The sequence below is a fragment of the Pseudobdellovibrionaceae bacterium genome, from assembly GCA_023954155.1.
Lineage (GTDB): Bacteria > Bdellovibrionota > Bdellovibrionia > Bdellovibrionales > UBA1609 > JAMLIO01.
Map to the genome: position 1 here is coordinate 476,281 of JAMLIO010000001.1, position 20,647 is coordinate 496,927.

20 protein-coding genes are annotated in these 20,647 nt (G+C 38.3%); 14 read left to right on the forward strand and 6 right to left on the reverse strand.

Annotated elements, in window-relative coordinates:
- The first annotated feature begins 67 nt into the window (after positions 1-67).
- The 3 genes from M9899_02245 (at position 68) to M9899_02255 (ending at position 5,054) form a co-directional block, all read left to right on the forward strand.
- A complete protein-coding gene (locus M9899_02245) occupies positions 68-1,183 on the forward strand; it encodes a PQQ-dependent sugar dehydrogenase (GenBank protein ID MCO5112975.1) in 1,116 nt (371 codons plus the stop codon).
- A 110-nt stretch (positions 1,184-1,293) separates the two neighbouring features.
- The gene (locus tag M9899_02250; protein ID MCO5112976.1) at positions 1,294-2,019 is read left to right on the forward strand and encodes a sulfite exporter TauE/SafE family protein; all 726 of its coding nucleotides are present in this window, start codon (positions 1,294-1,296) and stop codon (positions 2,017-2,019) included.
- 437 nt (positions 2,020-2,456) lie between these two features.
- On the forward strand, positions 2,457-5,054 hold the full coding sequence (locus M9899_02255; protein ID MCO5112977.1) for an adenosylcobalamin-dependent ribonucleoside-diphosphate reductase: 2,598 nt from the start codon (positions 2,457-2,459) through the stop codon (positions 5,052-5,054).
- Positions 5,055-5,258: 204 nt separating this feature from the next.
- Here the strand turns inward: M9899_02255 and M9899_02260 are convergent, their stop codons facing one another.
- The 4 genes from M9899_02260 to M9899_02275 all read right to left on the reverse strand — a co-directional run bounded on the left by M9899_02260 (position 5,259) and on the right by M9899_02275 (position 7,081).
- On the reverse strand, positions 5,259-5,930 hold the full coding sequence (locus tag M9899_02260; protein MCO5112978.1) for a hypothetical protein: 672 nt from the start codon (positions 5,928-5,930) through the stop codon (positions 5,259-5,261).
- 6 nt (positions 5,931-5,936) lie between these two features.
- Positions 5,937-6,182 (reverse strand): hypothetical protein, encoded by a 246-nt coding sequence (locus tag M9899_02265; protein MCO5112979.1) that lies wholly within the window; start codon positions 6,180-6,182, stop codon positions 5,937-5,939.
- A 279-nt stretch (positions 6,183-6,461) separates the two neighbouring features.
- The gene (locus tag M9899_02270) at positions 6,462-6,764 is read right to left on the reverse strand and encodes a helix-turn-helix domain-containing protein (GenBank protein ID MCO5112980.1); all 303 of its coding nucleotides are present in this window, start codon (positions 6,762-6,764) and stop codon (positions 6,462-6,464) included.
- A 2-nt stretch (positions 6,765-6,766) separates the two neighbouring features.
- Positions 6,767-7,081, reverse strand: coding sequence for a hypothetical protein (locus M9899_02275; GenBank protein MCO5112981.1), 315 nt, complete (start codon positions 7,079-7,081; stop codon positions 6,767-6,769).
- 373 nt (positions 7,082-7,454) lie between these two features.
- On the opposite strand from M9899_02275, the gene M9899_02280 reads away from it, so the two are divergent.
- From M9899_02280 to M9899_02295, 4 genes are all read left to right on the forward strand, one after another.
- Positions 7,455-7,955 carry a hypothetical protein gene (locus M9899_02280; protein ID MCO5112982.1) on the forward strand — a complete coding sequence of 167 codons (501 nt, stop codon included), beginning with the start codon at positions 7,455-7,457 and terminating at the stop codon, positions 7,953-7,955.
- 144 nt (positions 7,956-8,099) lie between these two features.
- Positions 8,100-9,347: a potassium/proton antiporter gene (locus M9899_02285; GenBank protein ID MCO5112983.1), complete on the forward strand. Its 1,248-nt coding sequence runs from the start codon at positions 8,100-8,102 to the stop codon at positions 9,345-9,347.
- Positions 9,348-9,364: 17 nt separating this feature from the next.
- Positions 9,365-10,470 (forward strand): IS3 family transposase gene (locus M9899_02290; protein ID MCO5112984.1). Its coding sequence is split into 2 segments (ribosomal slippage): positions 9,365-9,626 and positions 9,626-10,470, totalling 1,107 coding nucleotides; the frame shifts between segments, so codons are not numbered across the junction.
- A gap of 270 nt (positions 10,471-10,740) precedes the next feature.
- On the forward strand, positions 10,741-12,201 hold the full coding sequence (locus M9899_02295) for a transposase (protein ID MCO5112985.1): 1,461 nt from the start codon (positions 10,741-10,743) through the stop codon (positions 12,199-12,201).
- 326 nt (positions 12,202-12,527) lie between these two features.
- On the opposite strand, the gene M9899_02300 is transcribed toward M9899_02295, so the two are convergent.
- Entirely contained in the window at positions 12,528-13,040 is a 513-nt protein-coding gene (locus M9899_02300) for a LuxR C-terminal-related transcriptional regulator (GenBank protein ID MCO5112986.1), read from the reverse strand.
- A gap of 110 nt (positions 13,041-13,150) precedes the next feature.
- Between M9899_02300 and M9899_02305 the strand changes: the two genes are divergently transcribed.
- From M9899_02305 to M9899_02335, 7 genes are all read left to right on the forward strand, one after another.
- Positions 13,151-14,896, forward strand: a complete 1,746-nt coding sequence (locus tag M9899_02305; GenBank protein MCO5112987.1) for a thioredoxin family protein — start codon at positions 13,151-13,153, stop codon at positions 14,894-14,896.
- Between the two features lie 8 nt (positions 14,897-14,904).
- Positions 14,905-15,351, forward strand: coding sequence for a TlpA family protein disulfide reductase (locus M9899_02310; protein MCO5112988.1), 447 nt, complete (start codon positions 14,905-14,907; stop codon positions 15,349-15,351).
- Entirely contained in the window at positions 15,351-15,572 is a 222-nt protein-coding gene (locus M9899_02315; protein MCO5112989.1) for a DUF4266 domain-containing protein, read from the forward strand. The genes M9899_02310 and M9899_02315 overlap by 1 nt, the downstream gene beginning before the upstream one ends.
- Positions 15,563-16,927: a DUF3570 domain-containing protein gene (locus tag M9899_02320; GenBank protein ID MCO5112990.1), complete on the forward strand. Its 1,365-nt coding sequence runs from the start codon at positions 15,563-15,565 to the stop codon at positions 16,925-16,927. The genes M9899_02315 and M9899_02320 overlap by 10 nt, the downstream gene beginning before the upstream one ends.
- Positions 16,928-17,014: 87 nt before the next feature.
- The gene (locus M9899_02325) at positions 17,015-17,806 is read left to right on the forward strand and encodes an FAD:protein FMN transferase (GenBank protein ID MCO5112991.1); all 792 of its coding nucleotides are present in this window, start codon (positions 17,015-17,017) and stop codon (positions 17,804-17,806) included.
- 25 nt (positions 17,807-17,831) lie between these two features.
- Positions 17,832-18,287, forward strand: a complete 456-nt coding sequence (locus tag M9899_02330; GenBank protein ID MCO5112992.1) for a hypothetical protein — start codon at positions 17,832-17,834, stop codon at positions 18,285-18,287.
- 265 nt (positions 18,288-18,552) lie between these two features.
- Complete coding sequence (locus M9899_02335; protein ID MCO5112993.1) at positions 18,553-19,434, forward strand: DUF5677 domain-containing protein; 882 nt, start codon at positions 18,553-18,555, stop codon at positions 19,432-19,434.
- A 58-nt stretch (positions 19,435-19,492) separates the two neighbouring features.
- On the opposite strand, the gene M9899_02340 is transcribed toward M9899_02335, so the two are convergent.
- Complete coding sequence (locus M9899_02340) at positions 19,493-20,158, reverse strand: hypothetical protein (protein ID MCO5112994.1); 666 nt, start codon at positions 20,156-20,158, stop codon at positions 19,493-19,495.
- Positions 20,159-20,647 lie beyond the last annotated feature (489 nt).

The following is a 20,647-nucleotide window of genomic DNA, read 5'->3' on the forward strand; positions in this document are numbered from 1 at the left end:
GTTGGCTTCTTTGTGTTAAAACTTGAAGTTGCACTCAATGCAAGGGCTATATAAAGGGAGACCAAATATGAGTTTGAACAAGGCCAGTTATATTTTAGTTTCTCTAATGACAATGTGGGGTTTGTCAGTTCATGGCAAGGAGTCGGTTAAACCAAAAGAACAAATAAATTATAAAGTCACTCCTGTAACACAAGTCAAAGGCATACCTTGGGGAATAGAGTTTAAAAATGAAAATGAACTGTTCATCAGTATGAAAGACGGGCAGCTATTTTTATACAATATCAAAAGTAAGGTTTTGCAAGATATTAAAGGCGTTCCTAAGTCTAAAGTTCATGGACAGGGTGGACTTTTAGATATCATGTTGCATCCTGAATTTGATAAGAACTCAAGAATATATTTTTCTTATACAAAAGAGATAGAAGGAAACTTTACTACAGCTCTGGCCTTTGGAACTTTAGAAAACAATGAAGTGAAAAATCTTAAAGAATTTTTTGTGGCTAACAACGCCAGCAAACATTCGATTCACTTTGGTTCAAGGATAGTGCACGACGGCAGTAAGTACATTTATTTTAGTGTAGGGGATAGAGGCGAGAGGGATCGTGCTCAGAGTCTTGCGGCAGACCAAGGCAAGATTCATCGTATGACCCTTGAGGGGCAAACGCCTGAAGACAATCCCTTTGTTAAAAATAAACAAGCCAGAAAGACCATTTGGAGTTTTGGGCACAGAAATCCACAGGGTTTGGTCTATGATCTTAAAAATAAAATTCTTTATGAACACGAACATGGTCCTCGCGGTGGAGATGAAGTCAATATCATTGAAAAGGGTAAGAACTACGGATGGCCTGTGGTGACTTTTGGTCGAGAGTACTATGGACCAAAAATCAGTAAACATACTTCATTAAAAGGCTACGTAGACCCTATTTACCAGTACACACCAAGTATTGCTCCCTCTGGGCTTGAGCTTTATACAGGTACAAAATTTCCAGAATGGACAGGGAAACTGATTTTGGGTGCGTTGGCTTACACCCATCTCAATGTGCTCGACATTAAAGATCGTGCAAATATCAAAGAACAGCGGATATTTCAAGACCGCAAAGAACGTATCCGCGACATCAAGCAGTCTCCAAGTGGCGACCTCTACTACTCCACAGACAACGGCCAGATATATAAACTTGCGAGGTAATAGGGTAGCTTATGAACGTTCATAGTGTTATCTATAAAGTCTGGAAGGCGACAAAGGGTGCGTCACCAAACTTTAATCTCACAAGCGTTAGCTATTCTTTAAGGTAAAACATGTTGATTTATGCCCTGCTCTTTTTACTGGCCCTTTCTACATCGGTGGTGTCGGCTGTAGTGGGAATGGCGGGTGGGATCATCTTGCTTTCTGTCTTAAGCGTATTTTTTCCTTTCTCTTTTGTAATCCCCGTGCATGGTCTTGTTCAGCTCGTTAGCAATTTAAGCCGAGCCGTTCTATTGCGGGCTCACATTCATAAGAAGATTTTTATATACTTTCTTATAGGTGTACCTATGGGAACACTTTTGGCTGTTTTCGCACTGAAAAGCTTTGCCGTTGGAAAGTTGCCCCTCTATTTGATTGTGCTTCTGGTGCTTTACACAGTTTTTAAGCCTAAATCCCTACCATCTATTCGGCTTCAGTATTGGCAGTATGCACCCTTAGGTTTTGTGGCAGGTTTTTTAGGAATGTTTATTGGGGCCACGGGCCCCTTACTTGGGGTCTTCTTTTTGCGTGAGGATTTAAACAAGAAAGAGATCATTGCGACTCAAGCCTCAGCCCAAATTGTGAATCATTTTTTAAAAATCCCAGCCTTTCTTTTTTTGGGTTTCGACTTCATTAAAAACATCGACCTGATCTCGGTGATGGTCATAGGGGCTATTGTGGGAACAGAATTAGGGGTTAAAATTTTGGACCGTTTAAGTGAGCGCTACTTTGTGGTTTTATATAAAGTAGTGTTGTTATGTGTGGCGATTTATTTGGTGATAAAAAACGGACTTTTGTGAGTGATGTACGTTGTGGTGCACATCCTATTTCAAAAGCAATAGCCAACCTCTTCTTATTCAGGGGGCCCCAAGCGAAGCTGTGGGAGGGCTCTTGCCAGGAGACGCCTTTTTGCCTTTCTATCGGGCGACCCCTATTTTCGGACTGCCTAATCCTTACTCTGACAAGTCTTAAACCGTTGCATCAATAAAGGTTTTGGCCCCTTTGGCCCAAGGATTCTTTTTCAATGGGATGTCATTTGAGATAAAGTCCTTGTTCTTCAACTTGGCTTTACTATTATAATGGGTAAGACCTTCGCATGTGCGGCCTTACCATTTAATACAAATATTGAGCGTAGATATTTAAGTGAGACGTTTAAGTATAGGGGCAAAGCCAGCGTAGGGACACAATACGTAGATGAATGAGTGATAGCAGGTATATTTTTAGAGAGAGGGAAAAATTGGAAATAGAGGCAGTAAACCGCAACGCAAGAACTGAAAAGGCCACCACAAAACCAGTGGCTAAAAACGCAAAAACAATTCAAAAGAGAAACACTCAGTTTACGGATAGCTTTTCGGAAGAGATCTTCAATCTGACTTATAGATTTGGAAACGAAAATGATGTGAACGAACGTCATTTAAACGTGGCCAAAGACTTAGCCTCTGTGGAACGTCCTGAGCTGCAAGAGTATTGGACTGAGAAATTTTTAGACCTTTTAGAAGACTTTAAATTCGTCCCAGGGGGAAGAATCACGTCTAACGCAGGAACAGGCTTAAAGGGTACAACCTATATCAACTGCTTTGTCAGTGGCTTTAGAGGCGAAGACCAAGACTCTATGGTGAGCATCATGGATGAGTTACGTCGTCAGGCTCTTATCTTAAAATCTGAAGGCGGATATGGGTTTTGTGCGGATGTGATGCGCCCTCGTGGAGCTTACGTAGAAGGCATTGGAGGGGACTCTCCAGGTGCTGTGAAATTATTAGAGATGTGGGACACGCAAAGTGCCGTGATCACTGCTGGCAGTGGTTTAAAGAAAAAGAATAATAAGGGTAAGAAAAAAATCAGAAAAGGGGCCCAAATGGTCACCATGTCTGTTTACCACCCTGATATTGAAGAGTACATCACGGCAAAACAAACTCCAGGACGCTTAACTAAATTCAATATGTCTCTCCTTGTTTCAGATGATTTTATGAAGGCCGTTGAAAACAATGAGCCATGGAATTTGGAATTTCCAAATTATGAGACTGCGGCTGAAGAGTATAAAAAATATTGGAATGGCAATTTAAAAGAGTGGAAGTCTAAAGGCTTTCCTACTGTAGTTTATAAGACTTTTGCCAATGCGAACGAATTGTGGGAGCTCATTATGAAGTCCACATACAATCGCAATGAACCAGGTATTTTATTTATTGATACCATCAACCGTTTGAATAACCTTTATTACACCGAGTACATCAACGCCACTAACCCTTGTGGAGAGCAAGTTTTACCTGTGGGTGGATGTTGCTTATTGGGTTCGATCAACTTAACTCAATTTGTAGATGTGAAAAAACAGAACTGGGACTATGACAAACTTAAAGAGATCATTCCTATTGCGGTTCGTTTTATGGACAACGTGAACGATAAAACTCAAGTTCCACTTCCAGAACAGGAAGACAATCTACAACAAAAGCGTCGTATTGGTTTAGGGGTTTTGGGTTACGGCTCAGCGTTGATGATGCTTAAAGTGCGTTATGGTTCAGATAAAGCCATTGAACTTACAGAAGCTCTTGGTGAATTTATGATGAACGAGGCTTATAAATCTTCGGCCTTGATTGCCCAAGAAAAAGGAGCCTTTCCATTATTTGATAAAGAAAAATATCTTGGTGGTGAATTTGTAAAGAAACTTAAACCCGAAACCAAAAAGCTTATTGAAAAGCACGGGACAAGAAATAGTCATCTTTTATCTATTCAACCTACGGGCAACAGTTCAGTCTTTGCCAATAACGTGTCTGGCGGATTGGAGCCGTTATTCCTAGCGTCTTATACGCGCACATCCATGCAACCTTTTACACCAGAAGGAATGGGCGTTCCTAAAAACATCAACTGGGAAGCCAAAACCTACGATGTTGCTGGTCCTAAAACTGAATGGAAATGGGCTAAAGAAGGGGATGAAAGTATCCTAGTGACTGAGTTTAATGGTGAAGTGTGGAAGTACGATAACTCTCGCGGGCTTTTAAAAGAGTCTCGTATTCGAGATTACGCGGTACGCTTTCACGAAGAGAACTCCACTTGGGAAGACAATGCGGACTGGGCCGCGACGTCTTTTAATTTAAATATTGATGACCATATCAAAACTATGGGTGTCTTTTCTAAATACATAGATTCGGCTATGTCAAAAACAGTAAATATTCCTGCTGACTACCCTTACGAAGACTTTAAACGTCTTTACTATGAGGTGTATAAGACAGGAACTATTAAGGGCTGTACATCTTATCGTGAAGGCACAATGACTGCGGTCTTATCCTCTACAAGTACAGCTGCAGGAGCTAACGAGATCGTTAAAGGTGTGCCAAGAACTAAGGCCACTCCAAGACCAGACATTTTAGACTGCGATATTCACCAGATCACCAGCGCAGGCGAAAAGTGGGTGGTGATTGTAGGGCTATTGGACAATGACCCGTATGAGGTTTTTGCCATGAAACAAAGTCGCTTGCATTTGCCTAAGCATTTGACTCATGGAAAATTGATCAAAGAAAAATCGGGTCTTTATGTTTTGGAAACCAAAGATGGTTGGGTTCTTCGTGATATCAGAAACTTTTTTGAATCTGATGAGCAAGAAGCACTCACGCGTATGATTTCCACAGCACTTAGACATGGGGCTGATATTGAATTTATCGTATCGCAACTGATCAAGAGTGAAGGGAACATCACTTCTTTCTCTAAAGCGATTGCGCGTACGTTAAAGAAATACATCACTGAAATCACAACTATGAAGTGTACGGCTTGTGAAAGCCAAAACATCAAGCTGCAAGAAGGGTGTTTTGTGTGCATGGATTGTGGCAGCAGCAAGTGCGAATAGAATAAGTTTGTTCTTTCCGCAGAGAGCATGAAAAGATAATGTTCAAGCCTCCTCATCGAAATTGAGGAGGCTTTTTAATGTCGGCTATCTTGGAACTTTAAAATTTGAACTTCTAAAAATATAAGGATTGTAATGCTTGTGTACGTTAAAGTACACGTTTTCATCTCTATCAGTCGATCAAGAGGGGTGCAGGATCAGTTTAAATCAAAGATCATGGCAGCCGATGGGTTCAGAATCATCAAGCACTGTCGCTTCCGAAGCGAGACTCACTTCCTGATATTGAAGGAGATCGGCTTGGGTAGGGCGAGCGAGGTGTCCAATTAACTCTTTTACATAAAATTCTTTTAAACTTTCTGGTGTTACTGAAATCCCGTTTTTACCCATCACAGTAGCGGGCCAAAAAGTTTTGCTAGAGTAAAAACACTGATAGTCGTTTTGAACCTTAAGTTTATTTTTAAATTGAAACACATGCCCTTGGGTCGCTGGAATATACTTGTCTTCGTGTTCGCGGTAAAAGTAACAGTGCCCAATCTCGTGTAAGATCACGGACCACAATCTTGAAATTTGATGGAGTTTAGGATCAAGGTCCTCGTGGGAAAATAAAGATTTGTTAATAAGGATGGCGTTGTTCTCTGCCGAAAGAACACATCGGCCATCTCCCGTTAGTGTATCTGTAACAAGTATGGGGATGGATTTTAAATTTCTAGGAGACCCAAAATGTCTTAAAAGTTGTTCGATTTCAAAAACCACAGATTCAATCTCGTGTTGATCAGAGATGCTGGCGATATTCACAGGAACATCGGTAGTGGGTAGGTCGTCCATGCAGCCCATAAAGGCCAGAGATAAGATAAAAATGATGAGAGTACGATTTCTCATGCCCCATCATAGGATTGCATTGGTCATAATAACAGAGGCCCAACCCTTAAACTGGCCTTTGGGTAAGGGTTTTAGGGGATATGTCTTAAGAATGGTAGGTTTGTAATAAGAAGCAACAAAGATATTTTTTAAAGCGACAAAAGCACTTTCACCCTTGAACTCGCTAGAAATCGCATATCCAAAATCTTTTTCAAAGCGAGTCATCACCTGTTGTAGGTTATGGAAAAATACTTGTCTTTCTTTGTTAGACATAGTTTTAATTTTTTCAGTACTGGGAAGAGTGAAAGAAGTATTCGGTTGTCTCTTACTTGATTTAGCAAGAGATGCATTGGGGCACAAAACTAAACATAAACCAATTATAAATAATATTTTTCCATAGATCTATTCTAGAATATACAGATCAGGTCTTAAATACTTAAAATAAAAACTAGGCCTTGGTATTTGGTCTAAAGTTCATAAGATCAAAAAAATAAAATCTCTACTGAAATTTAAGCATATATGGTCCGAGTGTATAGAGCGACTAAAGCCAGTTTAGCTGACTTTAAGCTTGATATTGGGACTAATTTTTTCTAAAAGGCTGATCAAGCGGTCTGTAGAAAAACCATTTAAATGATTATGTAAAATTTTGCTAACCTTTCCTTCATCGACGCCAAGTAGTAGGGCCATGTCCTTTTGAGAGATTTTAGTTTTAAGTTTGTATCTTACAAACTCTTGTTGTAGGTCGTAACGAAACCTTTCTAAGGGAGTTGGGTGCTCTGGGGGCCCTTGTGTTCCCTCTATTTTTTTGATCTTTTTGAGAGCATTTTTAATTTGTTTTTTATCTGGAAAACCCATGGTTACCTCCTGTGTACGTTCACAACGCCGATATAAATTTGATCGTCTTCAAGTAACCAAATAAGCCGATACTTCTTACCTTCACATTCGTGCGGATCCGTTTTAAAATAAGAGAATGGTGGAGTTACATCTACGGGTTCAAAGGTTCTGTCATTTAGTGTGTAAATCAGCTTGAGAATCAATTCATCGCTGATGCTCTCCGTGTGCTTATCTTCATAGTGAGGGTCGATAACTACGTGTTTAATTTTAATATCGTTGATGGTTACATTTATATCGTATTTGCGTCGCCTCATTTTTACCCTATCAAAAATTGCCATATATAGCAACTTTATTTTCTAAAATTGATTTCAAAATACCCACAGAGAACTATTGATGGTTTTATAAGCCTTGATGATTGGAGCGGAATGCAATCTGCTGTACTGAGGCATTGAGAGATATAGGGTTATTCTATGTCCGATCGTCCTAGAGTCGTGAATGGGATATCGAAGTGGGGGCAAAACAAAACTCTTAAAGTTCTTCTTTTGCAAAGAGTAATTTATATTTGATTTGAGAGATGATGTTACTTAAGAGACGCTAAATAGAATAGGTGAACGAACATATCACGCCGTGTAAAACCCATAAATTATAATAAAAAAATCAAACCTGCTGTATACGAGCGGAAGGAAAATAATGGGTTGAGGGGTGTTTTGTATGAAAAGAGATAATTTAATTATGACAGTGCTATTGTGTGTATTTTTGTTGTTTGTAACTCAAAATCAGGCGACAGCTAACGAAGACTTCACCGCGCGAGTGATACAATTATTAACCTTAAATGGAGCCCAAGGAGAAGCGAGATTAAACCCTAAAGTGGTTACTGATGATGGGTCAGGTACATGTCAGCTTTCGTTTACCTTTCTGAGTTCAGACCGAGTTGTCATCGACTACGACTTTCAACTTTCAGGGTTCTTTAATGATTTATATGGCAGTGATGAGTTTCAGATCACACAGGTGGACACAGATCCTGCGTATGGTGATTTTAGCATGAGAGCGACCAGTGCCAGTGGAGTGGTTTTTTCTTTAACCTACATGAAACCAAGAACAACGTTTAATAATCCAGCTTTTGTAAATGGACATTTTCATTTTAGTATCAAAACCTCACCTGACAAAGTTTATGATTGTCATGATGATGACCCAACAAAAAGTAGCATATAAAACTGCTACCAAAAGGGGCATTAGCTGTGGTTTTTTTGTTGAGTGCAAAAGGTTTGAACTTTTCTTGACAGTGGCCCAATATGCTAGTTATTCCATAGGTTATCCTAAAGTTTAATTGAAACATTTTACAGTTAAGGGCTTTGCATGGATGTTGCCTACATTATATTTCCAATCCTATTGATTGCCGTAGTTTTAGCGTCCGTTTGGTTGGAGAGATGGAGTGTGCCCATTATTTTAGTGGCACTGGGCGCAGGGATCCTGTTTGGCAGCGATTTTCTTAATCTTATGGCCTTTGACAACTTTGTTCTGGCAAATCAAATCGCCAACCTTGCTCTAGTCTTTATCCTCTTTAATGGTGGGCTTTTAACCAAAAGGGTGGATTTTCGTGCCGTAGCACTGCCCGCAGGGGGCTTGGCCACTTGGGGCGTAATTCTGACAGCCCTTGTGTTGTTTTTATGCCTCCATATCGGGTTGGGGTGGTCTTTAGAGCTCTCTATCCTTCTTTCTGTCATCATTTCGTCAACAGATGCGGCCGCTATTTTTTCTATCCTACGTCGTCAGTCCTTACCTACAAAACTTTCTTCTACTGTAGAAATTGAAAGCGCGGCTAACGACCCTATGGCGGTGTTATTGACCACAGTGGCAGTAGCAAGTCTAAGTGGTGGTGAGAGTTTTGGTCTTACAACGGTTCTGTCTTTTTTCTGGAAGTTTGGGGTAGGACCTATCATTGGTTTTCTTATTGCTCGTTGTGCTGTGTGGACCTTCAACCGCTTAACCACACAAGACAGAGGCTACTATTACATTTTATTTATCGCCTTTGTTCTTCTTATGTTTGGCGTATCCGAGATGGCTCAAGCCAGTGGTATGCTTGCGGTGTTTACGGGTGGTTATGTTCTGGGAAATTCTACTTATGTGCATCGACGAGGTGTTTTGAATTTTTCAGATGCCGTTTCTACCACAGCAAACATCGGGATGTTTGTGTTAATGGGAGTCTTAGTATTCCCCAAACAATTAGCAAACGTTTGGCTTGAAGGGACTCTTTTGTTCTTAGCCCTTTCTTTTGTTGCGCGTCCTGTAGCAGTTTTTGTGGGAACTTTGGGCATGGGCATTAAAATTCGGCATAAAATATTTGCGAGTTGGGCAGGTCTGCGTGGAGCCGTACCTATTGTTCTTGCCACTTATCCCGCAGCGGCAGGGATGGATATCGCCAACGATGTGTTTAATCTTGTTTTCTTTGCTGTTCTTCTTTCAATCATGATTCAAGGTTCTACACTGGGCATGGTAGCCAAGTGGTTAAAGCTTTCGCTTCCTGCGCGCCCCAAGCCACTTGACCTCCTCCCCAAAAAGAAGGCCATGGGTATCTTTAGAAGCGTCGTGACAAGTGGTCCTTAAAGCCCTAAGGAGGATAAATGAAAAAAACAAGATACACAGAAGAACAGATCGTGCACGCCCTTCGCAGAGCCGAGTCTGGCGAACGAGCCAAGGAAGTTTGTCGTAGCCTAGGAATAACCGAGCAAACTTTTTATACATGGAAGAAGAAGTATGCAGGGTTAGGGATAAGTGAGCTACGCAAGCTAAAACAGCAAGAAGACGAGATTCGTCGTTTAAAGAACCTAGTAGCAGACCTCATGCTGGATAAACAAATGCTCCAAGAGGTGGTTCAAAAAAAGCTCTAAAACCTGCTAAGAGACGCGATCTTGGTCAGTGGTTGGTCAAGAATTTTCGCGTGAGCCATCGTAGAGTTTGCAGGTTATTGCGTCTGGCTCGGTCAACATATGACTATAAGAACCACCCTAGAGATGATCGTGCAGTTCGGGAAAAGATCATCAGCATAGCGCAATCAAGGCCACGTTATGGCTGTCCACGCATACATGTCTTACTTAGGCGTGAAGGCTGGAAGGTTAATCACAAAAGGGTTCATAGGATTTATAAGGAAGAGCAGTTATGGGTACGCACCAAGAAAGTTCGTCGCAGAAAATTTACAACTGAGCTAAGAGTTACACCTCCTACCCCGACCAATCTTAATCAAGTTTGGACAATGGATTTTGTGCATGACCAGTTGATTGATGGCCGTAAGATACGGATGTTAACCATAGTTGATAAGTTGAGTCGAGAAAGCCTAGCAATTGATTCTGGGTATGGCCTTAAATCAGAACAGGTTATAGAAACACTAGAGCGTTTAAAAATTTTCAGAGGAATTCCAGAGGTTATATGTGTAGACAATGGGAGTGAATTTACATCAAAAAAACTTGATCAGTGGGCTTATATAAATGAAGTAAAGTTACATTTTATTAGACCTGGAAAGCCTACAGAAAATGGGCACATAGAATCGTTTAACGGTAGACTTAGGGATGAGTTTTTAAATGCAAATCTCTTTTCAAGCCTTGAGGACTTCCAAAGAAAGGCGGAAAGATGGCGTATAGAATATAACAATTGGAGACCTCATTCATCAATAGGCAACTTGACACCAAGAGAATTTGCTAGGAGAAGAATGAATAAACAGACCGCTTGTTAATGCGTTGTCACTCAGAAAGATACTGGCTTTGTCGATGGGGATAGATCAAATGCGTTGTCACTCAGAAAGATACTGGCTTTGTCGATGGGGATAGATCAATCCTCCACTTCAGTCCGATTATACATGGACTGGTTTTTGGGGGTAGGGTCACCTACTTAGTTTTTATATTTCATGTCCGGTTTCATGCGAAATTTTGGGCAGTGATGTACACTCAAACTCATTTTAAAATGGCTCACGATCTTGTCTTTGTGTTTGCATATAGACCATGTTGTGACCAATGCTTTCCCTCTTTATGTTAGAAGACAACCTGAAGCCTCTCTCCTTCATCAAATATTTAAAAATCATTGGCTGGATTTTTTAAGTTCTATACAAAACCATGAAGATGAGAAAATTCTTCCAAGTTTTGTCATTAAAGAAATAGAGGATTATTTTAAATGCGGAGTTTTAGCTAATGGTTTTGTTAGACTTTACTGCAAAGACTGTCAAAAAAGCCAACTTGTCGCATTTTCTTGTAAGAGAAGGGGGTTTTGCCCAAGTTGTTGTGCCAAAAGGATGAACTTTACTGCTAGTCATTTGATTGATCATGTTCTTCCAAACGTGGGAGTCAGGCAATGGGTATTGTCTTTTCCATTTCAGCTTAGGTTTTTAATGGCATACAACCCAAAGCTTATCAGTCAAATTCTTAAAATATTTATTAACGCCATTCAGTTTAGGTATCGAAGAAAGGCCAAAAAGTTGGGTTTTAAAAATACTCAAACAGGAGCTGTCACAGTTATCCAAAGAGCAGGTGGGGCACTGAATTCTAACGTGCATTTTCATACACTTTTTTTAGATGGCATCTATCATCAAGTGAACGGTAAATTTTGTTTTTACTCTGTTCTTGGGCCTAATAATGAGGAACTAAAATCGTTAGCGCAAAAGGTAAGAAAAAAAGTAATTAGGTTACTGGAACGACAGGGCTATTTTGATACAGGCCAAGATCAAAATGGATGGGTTCAAGACAGATTAACTCAAGCCTCTATTATGCAGATTTCAATGGCGGGTGATCGATCGGGTAAAATTCTTCGAAGACTTAAAAATGAACTTTTTAGAACCTATGTAAAGCATTCTCCTGATGGCGGGGTTAATATCAGTGGCTTTAGCTTACATGCCAATGTGAGGGTCCCAGCAAACAAAAGAAAAAAATTAGAAAAACTCTGTCGGTATATCAGCAGAGGACCTGTCGCCACGGGCAGAATGTTTAAACTACCAAGCGGTGATATTGGCTACAGACTAAAGCGTCCATGGAATGATGGAACAACACATATTATATTTTCTCCGCAAGAGTTAATAGAAAAACTAGCGGCAATCATTCCACCCCCAAGGGCGAATCTTATTCGATATCATGGAATTCTGGCTCCAAATGCTAAGAGTAGGAGTCAGATTGTGCCAAAACTAAAAAGATCAGTTGAAAAAGAAAAATCTGCATCCAAGAGAAAAACTAACAACATGACTTGGTCTGAAATGCTAAAACGGGTGTTTTTAATTGACGTCACAAAATGTCAGTTCTGTGGTGGTTCATTAAAATTAATCGCTACAATTAAAGAAAAGCAAGCCATCCAAACTATTCTTGAAAGTATGGGGTATTTAGCCGTTGCTCCGAAATTCAAACCCAGTTTGGGACGAGCGCCGCCCAAACCCAGAACATTCATTCATGATTCTGATGAAAGTCAGCTTCCTGCTAATTGGTAATCTGGAGGTTAGGGCCAAAGTGTGTCTAAATCTATGATTGCTTTGAAATAACTCTCAAAGAATCTTTAATTTTCCTTTGTTAACAGCCCTCTTCTGGCAAAAAAGCCGAAAAACTAGCCAAAGGACCTAGGAAAACCTTCTGATAATTAACGCTTATGTTTTGACCTGGACTTAAAAAGGGCGTTTGTTTTTCCTATACTCTTATCAAAAAAGGCAAGTATACACAATCCAATGCACACAATGTAATATTAAATCCAGATTCTAAAAGCTTAAATGTTTTATACAATGATGTGATTTTAAACTAAGACAAAAAGTAAGAGTTTAATCTAAATCATGTCATCTAAGAAATAAGAACTCAGCTGACTGCGTCCATTGAGCTTAGATTTTTTATATATAGATCCACACTGTGCCCTTACCGTTCTTTCATTTGAGCTTCGTAAATCAGCAATCTCCTTCAAGGATAAACCTTTAAGAAGAAAACCCGCCACATCAGATTCTGACTTTGTCAGCCCCCATGAGCGAAAGGTGCGTTCGACCTCCCCTCGAAACTCTTCTTTATAGGTTTTAACCTGTCCCTGTAAAGAGTGAATTTCCGTTTCTCTTTCTTGAAGCTTTTGATGTAAACTTTGAAAAGTAAGGTTTTTCTTTTGCTCTTGGCGATACCAAATGGCCACAAAATAGTTAAAGCCTAAAATTGACACAAAAAGAACAAAAATCTCGAAGAATAAATGCTTAGCTGGAATCCCATGTTTGAAATCGAACCAAAGGTCAAAGGCGGCTAAAAGCATTAAACAGGCAAAAAAGATCACTTTTTGTCTGTCCGAATGTAGTAAGGGCATAAAATCATCCTAGTATAAAAGTACTAAACAAATATAGTAAGTCTTTAATATAACTACGATTAGTCATAGGCACAATTTACCATTTCATTTTTTAATGCGTTAATAAGGGTATGAAACGATTAATTTTGGCTTTCTTCCCCCTTATTCTTTTTCTATCAACCCCTAGCTGGTCTCAAACAGAGACAGTCCCTGATACTGACGATGTTCCAGAAAATATTGTCAGTATCAGGGAAAACTCAGCACGGATCGAAGACCTTAACGGAGAAATTCAACTTAAATTTGATTTGGATGTTAAAGACGGTTTCTTTGCGTATGAAGACAAATTTGTTCTCGAAATAGAGTCTTTTCAAACACTTCAACTTAAACTAGATCCCATTGTTTCTTTTTTCGATAAAACATTTCAAAAGACCAAACGCGGAATTAAAAATAAGGCTCAAGCCGTAGCTTGGCTTTCAGCAAACAACAGCAGCATTTTCCAAACGGACTCTGTTATTTTGAATTTAGAGTATCAGGCTTGCACCCCAGAGTACTGTTTATTTCCAACCACCACCAAATACAAAATGTCTTTATCCAAAGCCGAGCAAAACCTACTTAAAAATCACAACCAACCCTCATGGCTTCAAAAAGGTTTACTGTATGGACTGCTTTTTGCTTTTTTTGCAGGCTTTCTGACTAGCCTCACCCCTTGTGTGTATCCTATGTTACCCATCACCTTGGCAGCCCTTGGAGCCCAAAAACCAAAAACCCATAAAGAAGGTTTTCTTAAAGGTCTGACCTATGCCCTAGGAATGGCACTAACTTACTCCTTACTTGGGGTCTTTGCCGCCACCACAGGATTTATGTTTGGCTCTATTCTATCTAACGTTTATTTCTTAGGGTTTTTAACTTTAATTTTATTTATTGCCGCCTTAAGCATGTATGACGTGTTTGAAATTCAAACACCGAGGTTTTTGCAAAATCGATTTTACAAACATCAAAACTCAACATCTTTAGCTGGTCTTTTTATGACTGGTGTTTTTTCAGGTTTAATCGTTGGTCCATGTGTGGGCCCGGTCCTGATTGGCATTTTAGGATATGTCTCTCAATCCCAAAGTTTTATTCTAGGATTTGGACTTTTGTTTTCTTTTGCCATGGGTCTAGGAACCTTAATTATTGTTCTAGCCACTTTCTCTAACCTTATCGATAAGATTCCTCGTTCAGGCACATGGATGATTACGGTTAAAAAAGTGATGGGGATTTTATTTTTAGGTCTTATCTTATATTTCTTAAAACCACTAATGAACATCAGAGAACTCACCGTGGCTGCATCATTGATCTTTGCCTTGTTTGGTTTGATATTATCTTTCAAATCTTTCTCCTCTTTAGATTATACACTTCTAGAAAAGTCCTTATATCGATCCGTTTTTATCTTTTTCACTTTATTAGCCATTGCCGTCTCAAGCATTGGCAACGAACGCTTTGAAAGAGTCTTTGGATACAATATGTCCACTTTTGCTGAAACCCATTGGGAAACCTACAGTGATGAAATTTTTGAACAGGCAAAACAACAAAACAAATATATCATTTTAGATTTTTATGCGGACTGGTGTGCCGCTTGCCGAGAACTCAAACACAACACATTTTCTGAGCCAGGAGTCATACACTACTCCGACTCGATCATGTGGGTTTATTTTGACTCAACTCGATCAACAGCCAAACTTGAATCCCTAAAAAAACAATATGGAATTATTGGACTTCCCACGATATTATTTTTTAATTCCTCAGGACAAATTCAAAAAGATTTAACTTTAACAGGATTTGAAAATGCAGAAAACTTTATTCAACGCCTTAATAAACTGACTCAAAAACCAAACTAGGAACACATATGAAAAACTTAATAGCTTTATTTATCACTCTTAGTGCCCTTTTACTTTCATCTTCTTCATGGGCTCAAGACACTCAGCTTGATCTTTCCCAATACAAAGGAAAAGTTGTTTATTTAGACTTTTGGGCCTCGTGGTGCGGCCCATGCAAAGAGTCCTTTCCTTGGTTAAATGAATTAAAGAAAAAATATCCAGATTTAAAAATCATTGGTGTCAACTTAGATAAAGACAGTAAAACAGCGGATGAGTTTCTAAAAAAATATCCTGCTGATTTTGATATTATCTACAATCCGAAAGGAGATATGGCCGAAAAGTTTAAAGTTAAAGGCATGCCATACAGTGTGATTTATAACAAAAAAGGGGAAAATAAATTTTCTCACATCGGGTTTTCAAAAGCCAAATCACAAAAATATATTGAAGAGATTGAAAATCTTTTAGGGGAAAAATAATGAAAAACACCACAGGATTATTGATATTTATTGCTCTAATTTTTTTAAATGGATGCACTCATTTAGGTGTTAAACCTTGGGAAAGAGATCGTCTCTCTAAGCCTGAAATGCAATTCGGTGTGAACTCCAATGAAGATGGTTTTGATGATCACACCTATTTTAGCAAAGAAGGCTCAAGTGGTGGTCGTAGCTTTAGCGCAGGGGGATGCGGATGCAACTAAGACCCGAGAAAAAAAGACGTATTGGTAAATTGGTCGCAAATGCCTCTTTGTCATTACTGTGCATGACAACATCCGTGAATACAAAAGCCGAAGAGACTAAAAATTCTCTGAATACTCCTAAACAAGAGCAAAGTGGTTTTTTTGTCAAAAATTATAATTCTTTAAAAAACTGGGCCAAGTGGAAAGGACAAGCCGGTTTCCTGAATTACTCTGAAAGTGATGGACGAATTCAGGTCTCTGAAGCAGCCTTGCAACTGAGCGCTGAATTCGAAAATGAAAGAGTGTGGACCAACAAATTGGTTTTTGACAGCTTAACTGGTGCTTCTCCGAATGGAGCCATCAATAGCAATCAACCCCAAACCTTCACAACACCCTCTGGAAAATCAAACTACACTGTGAACCCCGGAGAAATTCCTCTTTTCCAAGGATTTAAAGACACACGAGTCAATATCTCTTCTACATGGTCTCAACCTATTTCAAGATTATGGAAAATTGCTGCCGGCTTTAACGGTTCCAATGAATATGACTATCTGTCATTAGGCTTAAACACCATGTTAACAAAAGAGTCCGAAGATAAAAACTCTACCTATTCTTTAGGGTTTTCTTTCACTCAAGACACCATAGACCCTGTCGGCGGTGTACCAACTGCTTTGGCAAGTATTGTTCCTGCAGGTTCACCTCAACCACGCTCTGGAGTGTCTGAAAATAAAACCACTCTTGATTTTCTATTAGGCTACACACAGGTCATGAGTCGATCATGGCTTATACAAACCAATGTCTCTTTAGGATTGTCTTCGGGATATATGAACGATCCTTATAAGGTGGTCACTGTATTTGATAATACTCCTGGCCCATCTTTAGGAAATCCTCTGGATTATATTTATGAGAATAGACCCGATACAAGATTTAAGCGTAGCTTTTATATCGCGTCTAAAAATGATTTAAACTATGGCATACTGACGACCTCATATCGTTTTTTAAATGATGACTGGGGACTTAGTTCTCACACCTTTGAAGGAACATTTAATTTTGGAATTTTACCAAAATGGAGACTCGAACCTGGCTTTAGACTTTATTTACAAAGTGCTGTGGATTTTTATAAGTATGCCTTAGCCAACAACGCGACAGCACCACTTTATATCACTGCAGATAATCGTTTAGGAGACATGACCACTATTGCACCTGCTCTTAAAATCATTCGTAAGCTCGAAGACGAAAAAGAACTGAGTTTGATCTTAAGATACTATTTGCAAACTGGTGATTCGTCTCCAAGCTCTGCGGTTGGAAGTCAAATTGGTCAAGATTTGTTTCCAAATGTGAGTGCATTTATAATTCAACTCCATTATTCTTTTTAAATGATATTGGATCAAAGTTATAAATTTATCGACTATCAAGATTATAAGGCCCACTCATTTTATTGCATGGGGGGCCTTTGCGAAGTTTTGGTAGAAACACAAGATAAAAATCAGTCTCTACAGGTCTTCCAAAAAGTTTATCAAGAGGTCAAACGTTTAGAAAAAAAATATAGCCGATATGAAAAAGGCAATATTATTGATCAGGTCAATACAGCAAATGGAAAAAAAATTAAAATTGATGAAGAGACTTTTCGTCTTTTAAAATTTGCTGACACTTTATTTCACGCCAGTCATGGGATGTTTGATATCACGTCTGGAGTTTTACGCCGCGCTTGGATTTTTGATCAGAGCAATAACATTCCACCTAATGAACAGATTCTTCCACTTCTAAATTTAATAGGCTGGCAAAAAGTGGAATTTAATAAAAACTTTGTTCGTCTACCTGATGGCTGGCAATTGGATTTTGGAGGAATCGGCAAAGAGTATGCCGCGGACCGTGGAGCTCAACTTGCGCACGAATTAAATTTAGCTCCCACACTTGTTAATCTGGGTGGAGACATTGCTATTACTGGTCCAAAAAGAAATGGATCTGGCTGGAAAATAGAACTTGATGAAGAACAAGATGCATTAATTCTTCTGTCAGGTGGTGTGGCCACAAGTGGGGATAAAAACAAATACTTGCTACAAAATGGAAAAAAGCTCTCGCATATTTTAAATGCAAAAACAGCTTATCCCGTAGAAGATGCGCCTCGATCCACCACCGTCGTCGCCTCCACTTGCACCGAAGCTGGAGCCTTATCCACATTAAGTATGTTATACGGCAAAGATGCCGAAAAGTTTTTAAAAGAAGAAGCTCAAGATTTTCGTGTTTTTAGATAATTATTTTAACCAAAAAAAGGGCTACATGTTTAAAAAAGTTCTATTTAGTTTGCTGTCCATTTTAATATTTAAATTCAACGCACACGCCTATTCTTTTGATACTTTTAAAAAAGAAGTGACCTCTCCTTTCACGACAAATGCAAAATATTATCTTTTGTCTGGATCCATTTTGACTACGATTTTAGTCTTTGATGGCGTTGAAGATTCTTTAGGTCATCGAATTCAAGACGACACCGTCGAAGACAAACCACTTGGCAGCTATTCGACCTATGGAGATTTGGCAGGTCAAATGGTTCCTAACGCTTTATACACTCTCGGGTTTTATACAGCGTATTGGATTTCAGATAATCCTGAATTCAGAAAAAAATCCATTTTGATGTTAAAAGCTACTGCGTACTCTGGACTTGTGACTTCAGTGCTTAAAGTGACAATCCGTGAGCCTCGCCCAAACGGAAATAATCGCCATTCTTTTCCATCTTAACAGCCCTCTTCTGGCAAAAAAGCCGAAAAACTAGCCAAAGGACCTAGGAAAACCTTCTGATAATTAACGCTTATGTTTTGACCTGGACTTAAAAAGGGCGTTTGTTTTTCCTATACTCGATTGTAATAAAAACCCAATTATAGGTCGTCACAATTAATATAAAGTATATCATTTAAAGATGTGTAGCTTTCATTTTTATGGAGCCAATTGTAATCTAAGAAAATAATATTTTGGTAGAAAGTTTAATTCTATTGGGGGTTGAATAGTGGTAGAAAATATTTTTAGAATATTTGAAGAAAATAATGTGGAGGCAACTCGCTTTTCTAGCTTCCCTTCCATTAAATCAAATTACATAAGTAATTATGCTGATGCAATAGCTTTGTCTGAGAGATTAAATAATGAGGCATCAAAAAACATCAAAGAAGATAAATATATTTTTCATGCAAATATATTAACCCACTTTGAGTATTTTTTTGATAAAAAAAATAAAGAAAAATTAGACAAAGATTTGTTATTGAATATACTCCCCTTAATTCTTGGTGGGTACGATGCCTATCTTAGCGTTGTCAGTGGTTTTTATAATAGATCGAATTTAACTATGTCAGTTGTTGGAAGGTCTCTTTTTGAAGGTTTGATAATATTGCTAACAATTAATAATGATAAAAATCTAGCGAAACAATATTACCGATATAAAGAAATTGAGAAATTAAAATTTCAAATGCGAGAAGAAGAAATAACAAACGAAGAGTTTCTTAGGATATTAAAAAATGATTTTCCCGAATGGTATTCTGAAATTGGTCGTATTAGAAGAAAAAAAATAGGCAATTGGTTAGGAGTTGAGCAGTACTCGTTAAGAGACTTGGCGGTTACTTTAGATAAAGAAAAGCAATATAAATCATTTTACAAAGTTTATAGTTTGTATTCACATATGCAGCCATCAATAATTAATCACTACAATCTTTCAGGGGGAGTATTGAATACAAATCTAAGTAATCTGAATCAACAATATTGTATAATGTTGGATATTGCTTTTGACTATATAATTACTATCTATAAGTTGTTTGGTCTGGATGACCTAGCTGTGGATTTAGAAGCTCAGAAAAATATTACTCTGTTTAGTTTGCAAAAATATCAAGAATCATTGTGATGATAAAATAGTCTTAAAATAATTAAACTGATATAGATATAAGGTTTATAAAGAGGTGCTATTTAAACCAATTTTGTCGATTATTCCAAAATTGTATATCTTTATGTTTCTTATGAATTTTATAATATTCTAGGTAATCAATGATTTTTTTTACTTGCTCATCTGATTTACCATATTTTTCAAATATATTTCTTAGCTCATCGGTTGTAATGGATTGTATATTTTTATGTATTGTTTCCCTATCGTTTTGCCATTCATCCATGCGTTCAGCTGGAACGGCTCTATGAGTGATTGTATGTGTTATTAAATAACCAACATAGTCATGTTCGACCCATGTATGCCAGTTTTCTTGAATGGATTTAATTTCATTTTTTGGAATTTTTAAGTCTGTTAATAAGCTTTGGATATCACTATATACTTTTTCTTGTTGTTGATCGTTAAAGCCGCCCCAGCGATTACTTGTTTGAACTAGTTCAAGTATCATGTAAGAGACGGTTTTTGCTAAAGACCTAAGTTCGTCTAATGCTGACTCAACTCTTTGAAGTTCTATTTTAGATCCCATAAAGCTTATAGATTGTATAACAGATGGGTTTGCCAAAAGTATGAAAAAAACAGTAAAAAAAGTCCAAACAAGCAGCTTTGAAATTGAAGGATCTGGTATATAACTTAAATAAATCACTCCGATAAAACATATAAAAGCCACGATATTAAATAATATTTTCATTTACACTGAGCCTTCAAAAATATATTGGATAGTAGCGAAGAATACTAAATATTTATGAATTTTTATATAGTAATGACTATTCAAAATCAATCAGTTTTTTGATTGGGACATATAGGGTGTTGGCTATTCTGGCTAAAGTAAACACCTCAGGACTAGTTAAGCCGTTTTCAATTTTACTTATTGTGCCCCTAGAAAATCCAGCTTCCAAGCAAAGCCTGTCCTGACTATAGCCCTTTTGTTTGCGAACCTTCGAAATATGTGCGCCTAATTTTTAACAGCCCTCTTCTGGCAAAAAAGCCGAAAAACTAGCCAAAGGACCTAGGAAAACCTTCTGATAATTAACGCTTATGTTTTGACCTGGACTTAAAAAGGGCGTTTGTTTTTCCTATACTCAAGGTAGAACTCGAAAGCCCAAAGCCAACACAACCATGAGGTGTGATCCTTTTAAAAGGTAGAATAAAAAATTTGACAGCGACTTTTAAAAAATTT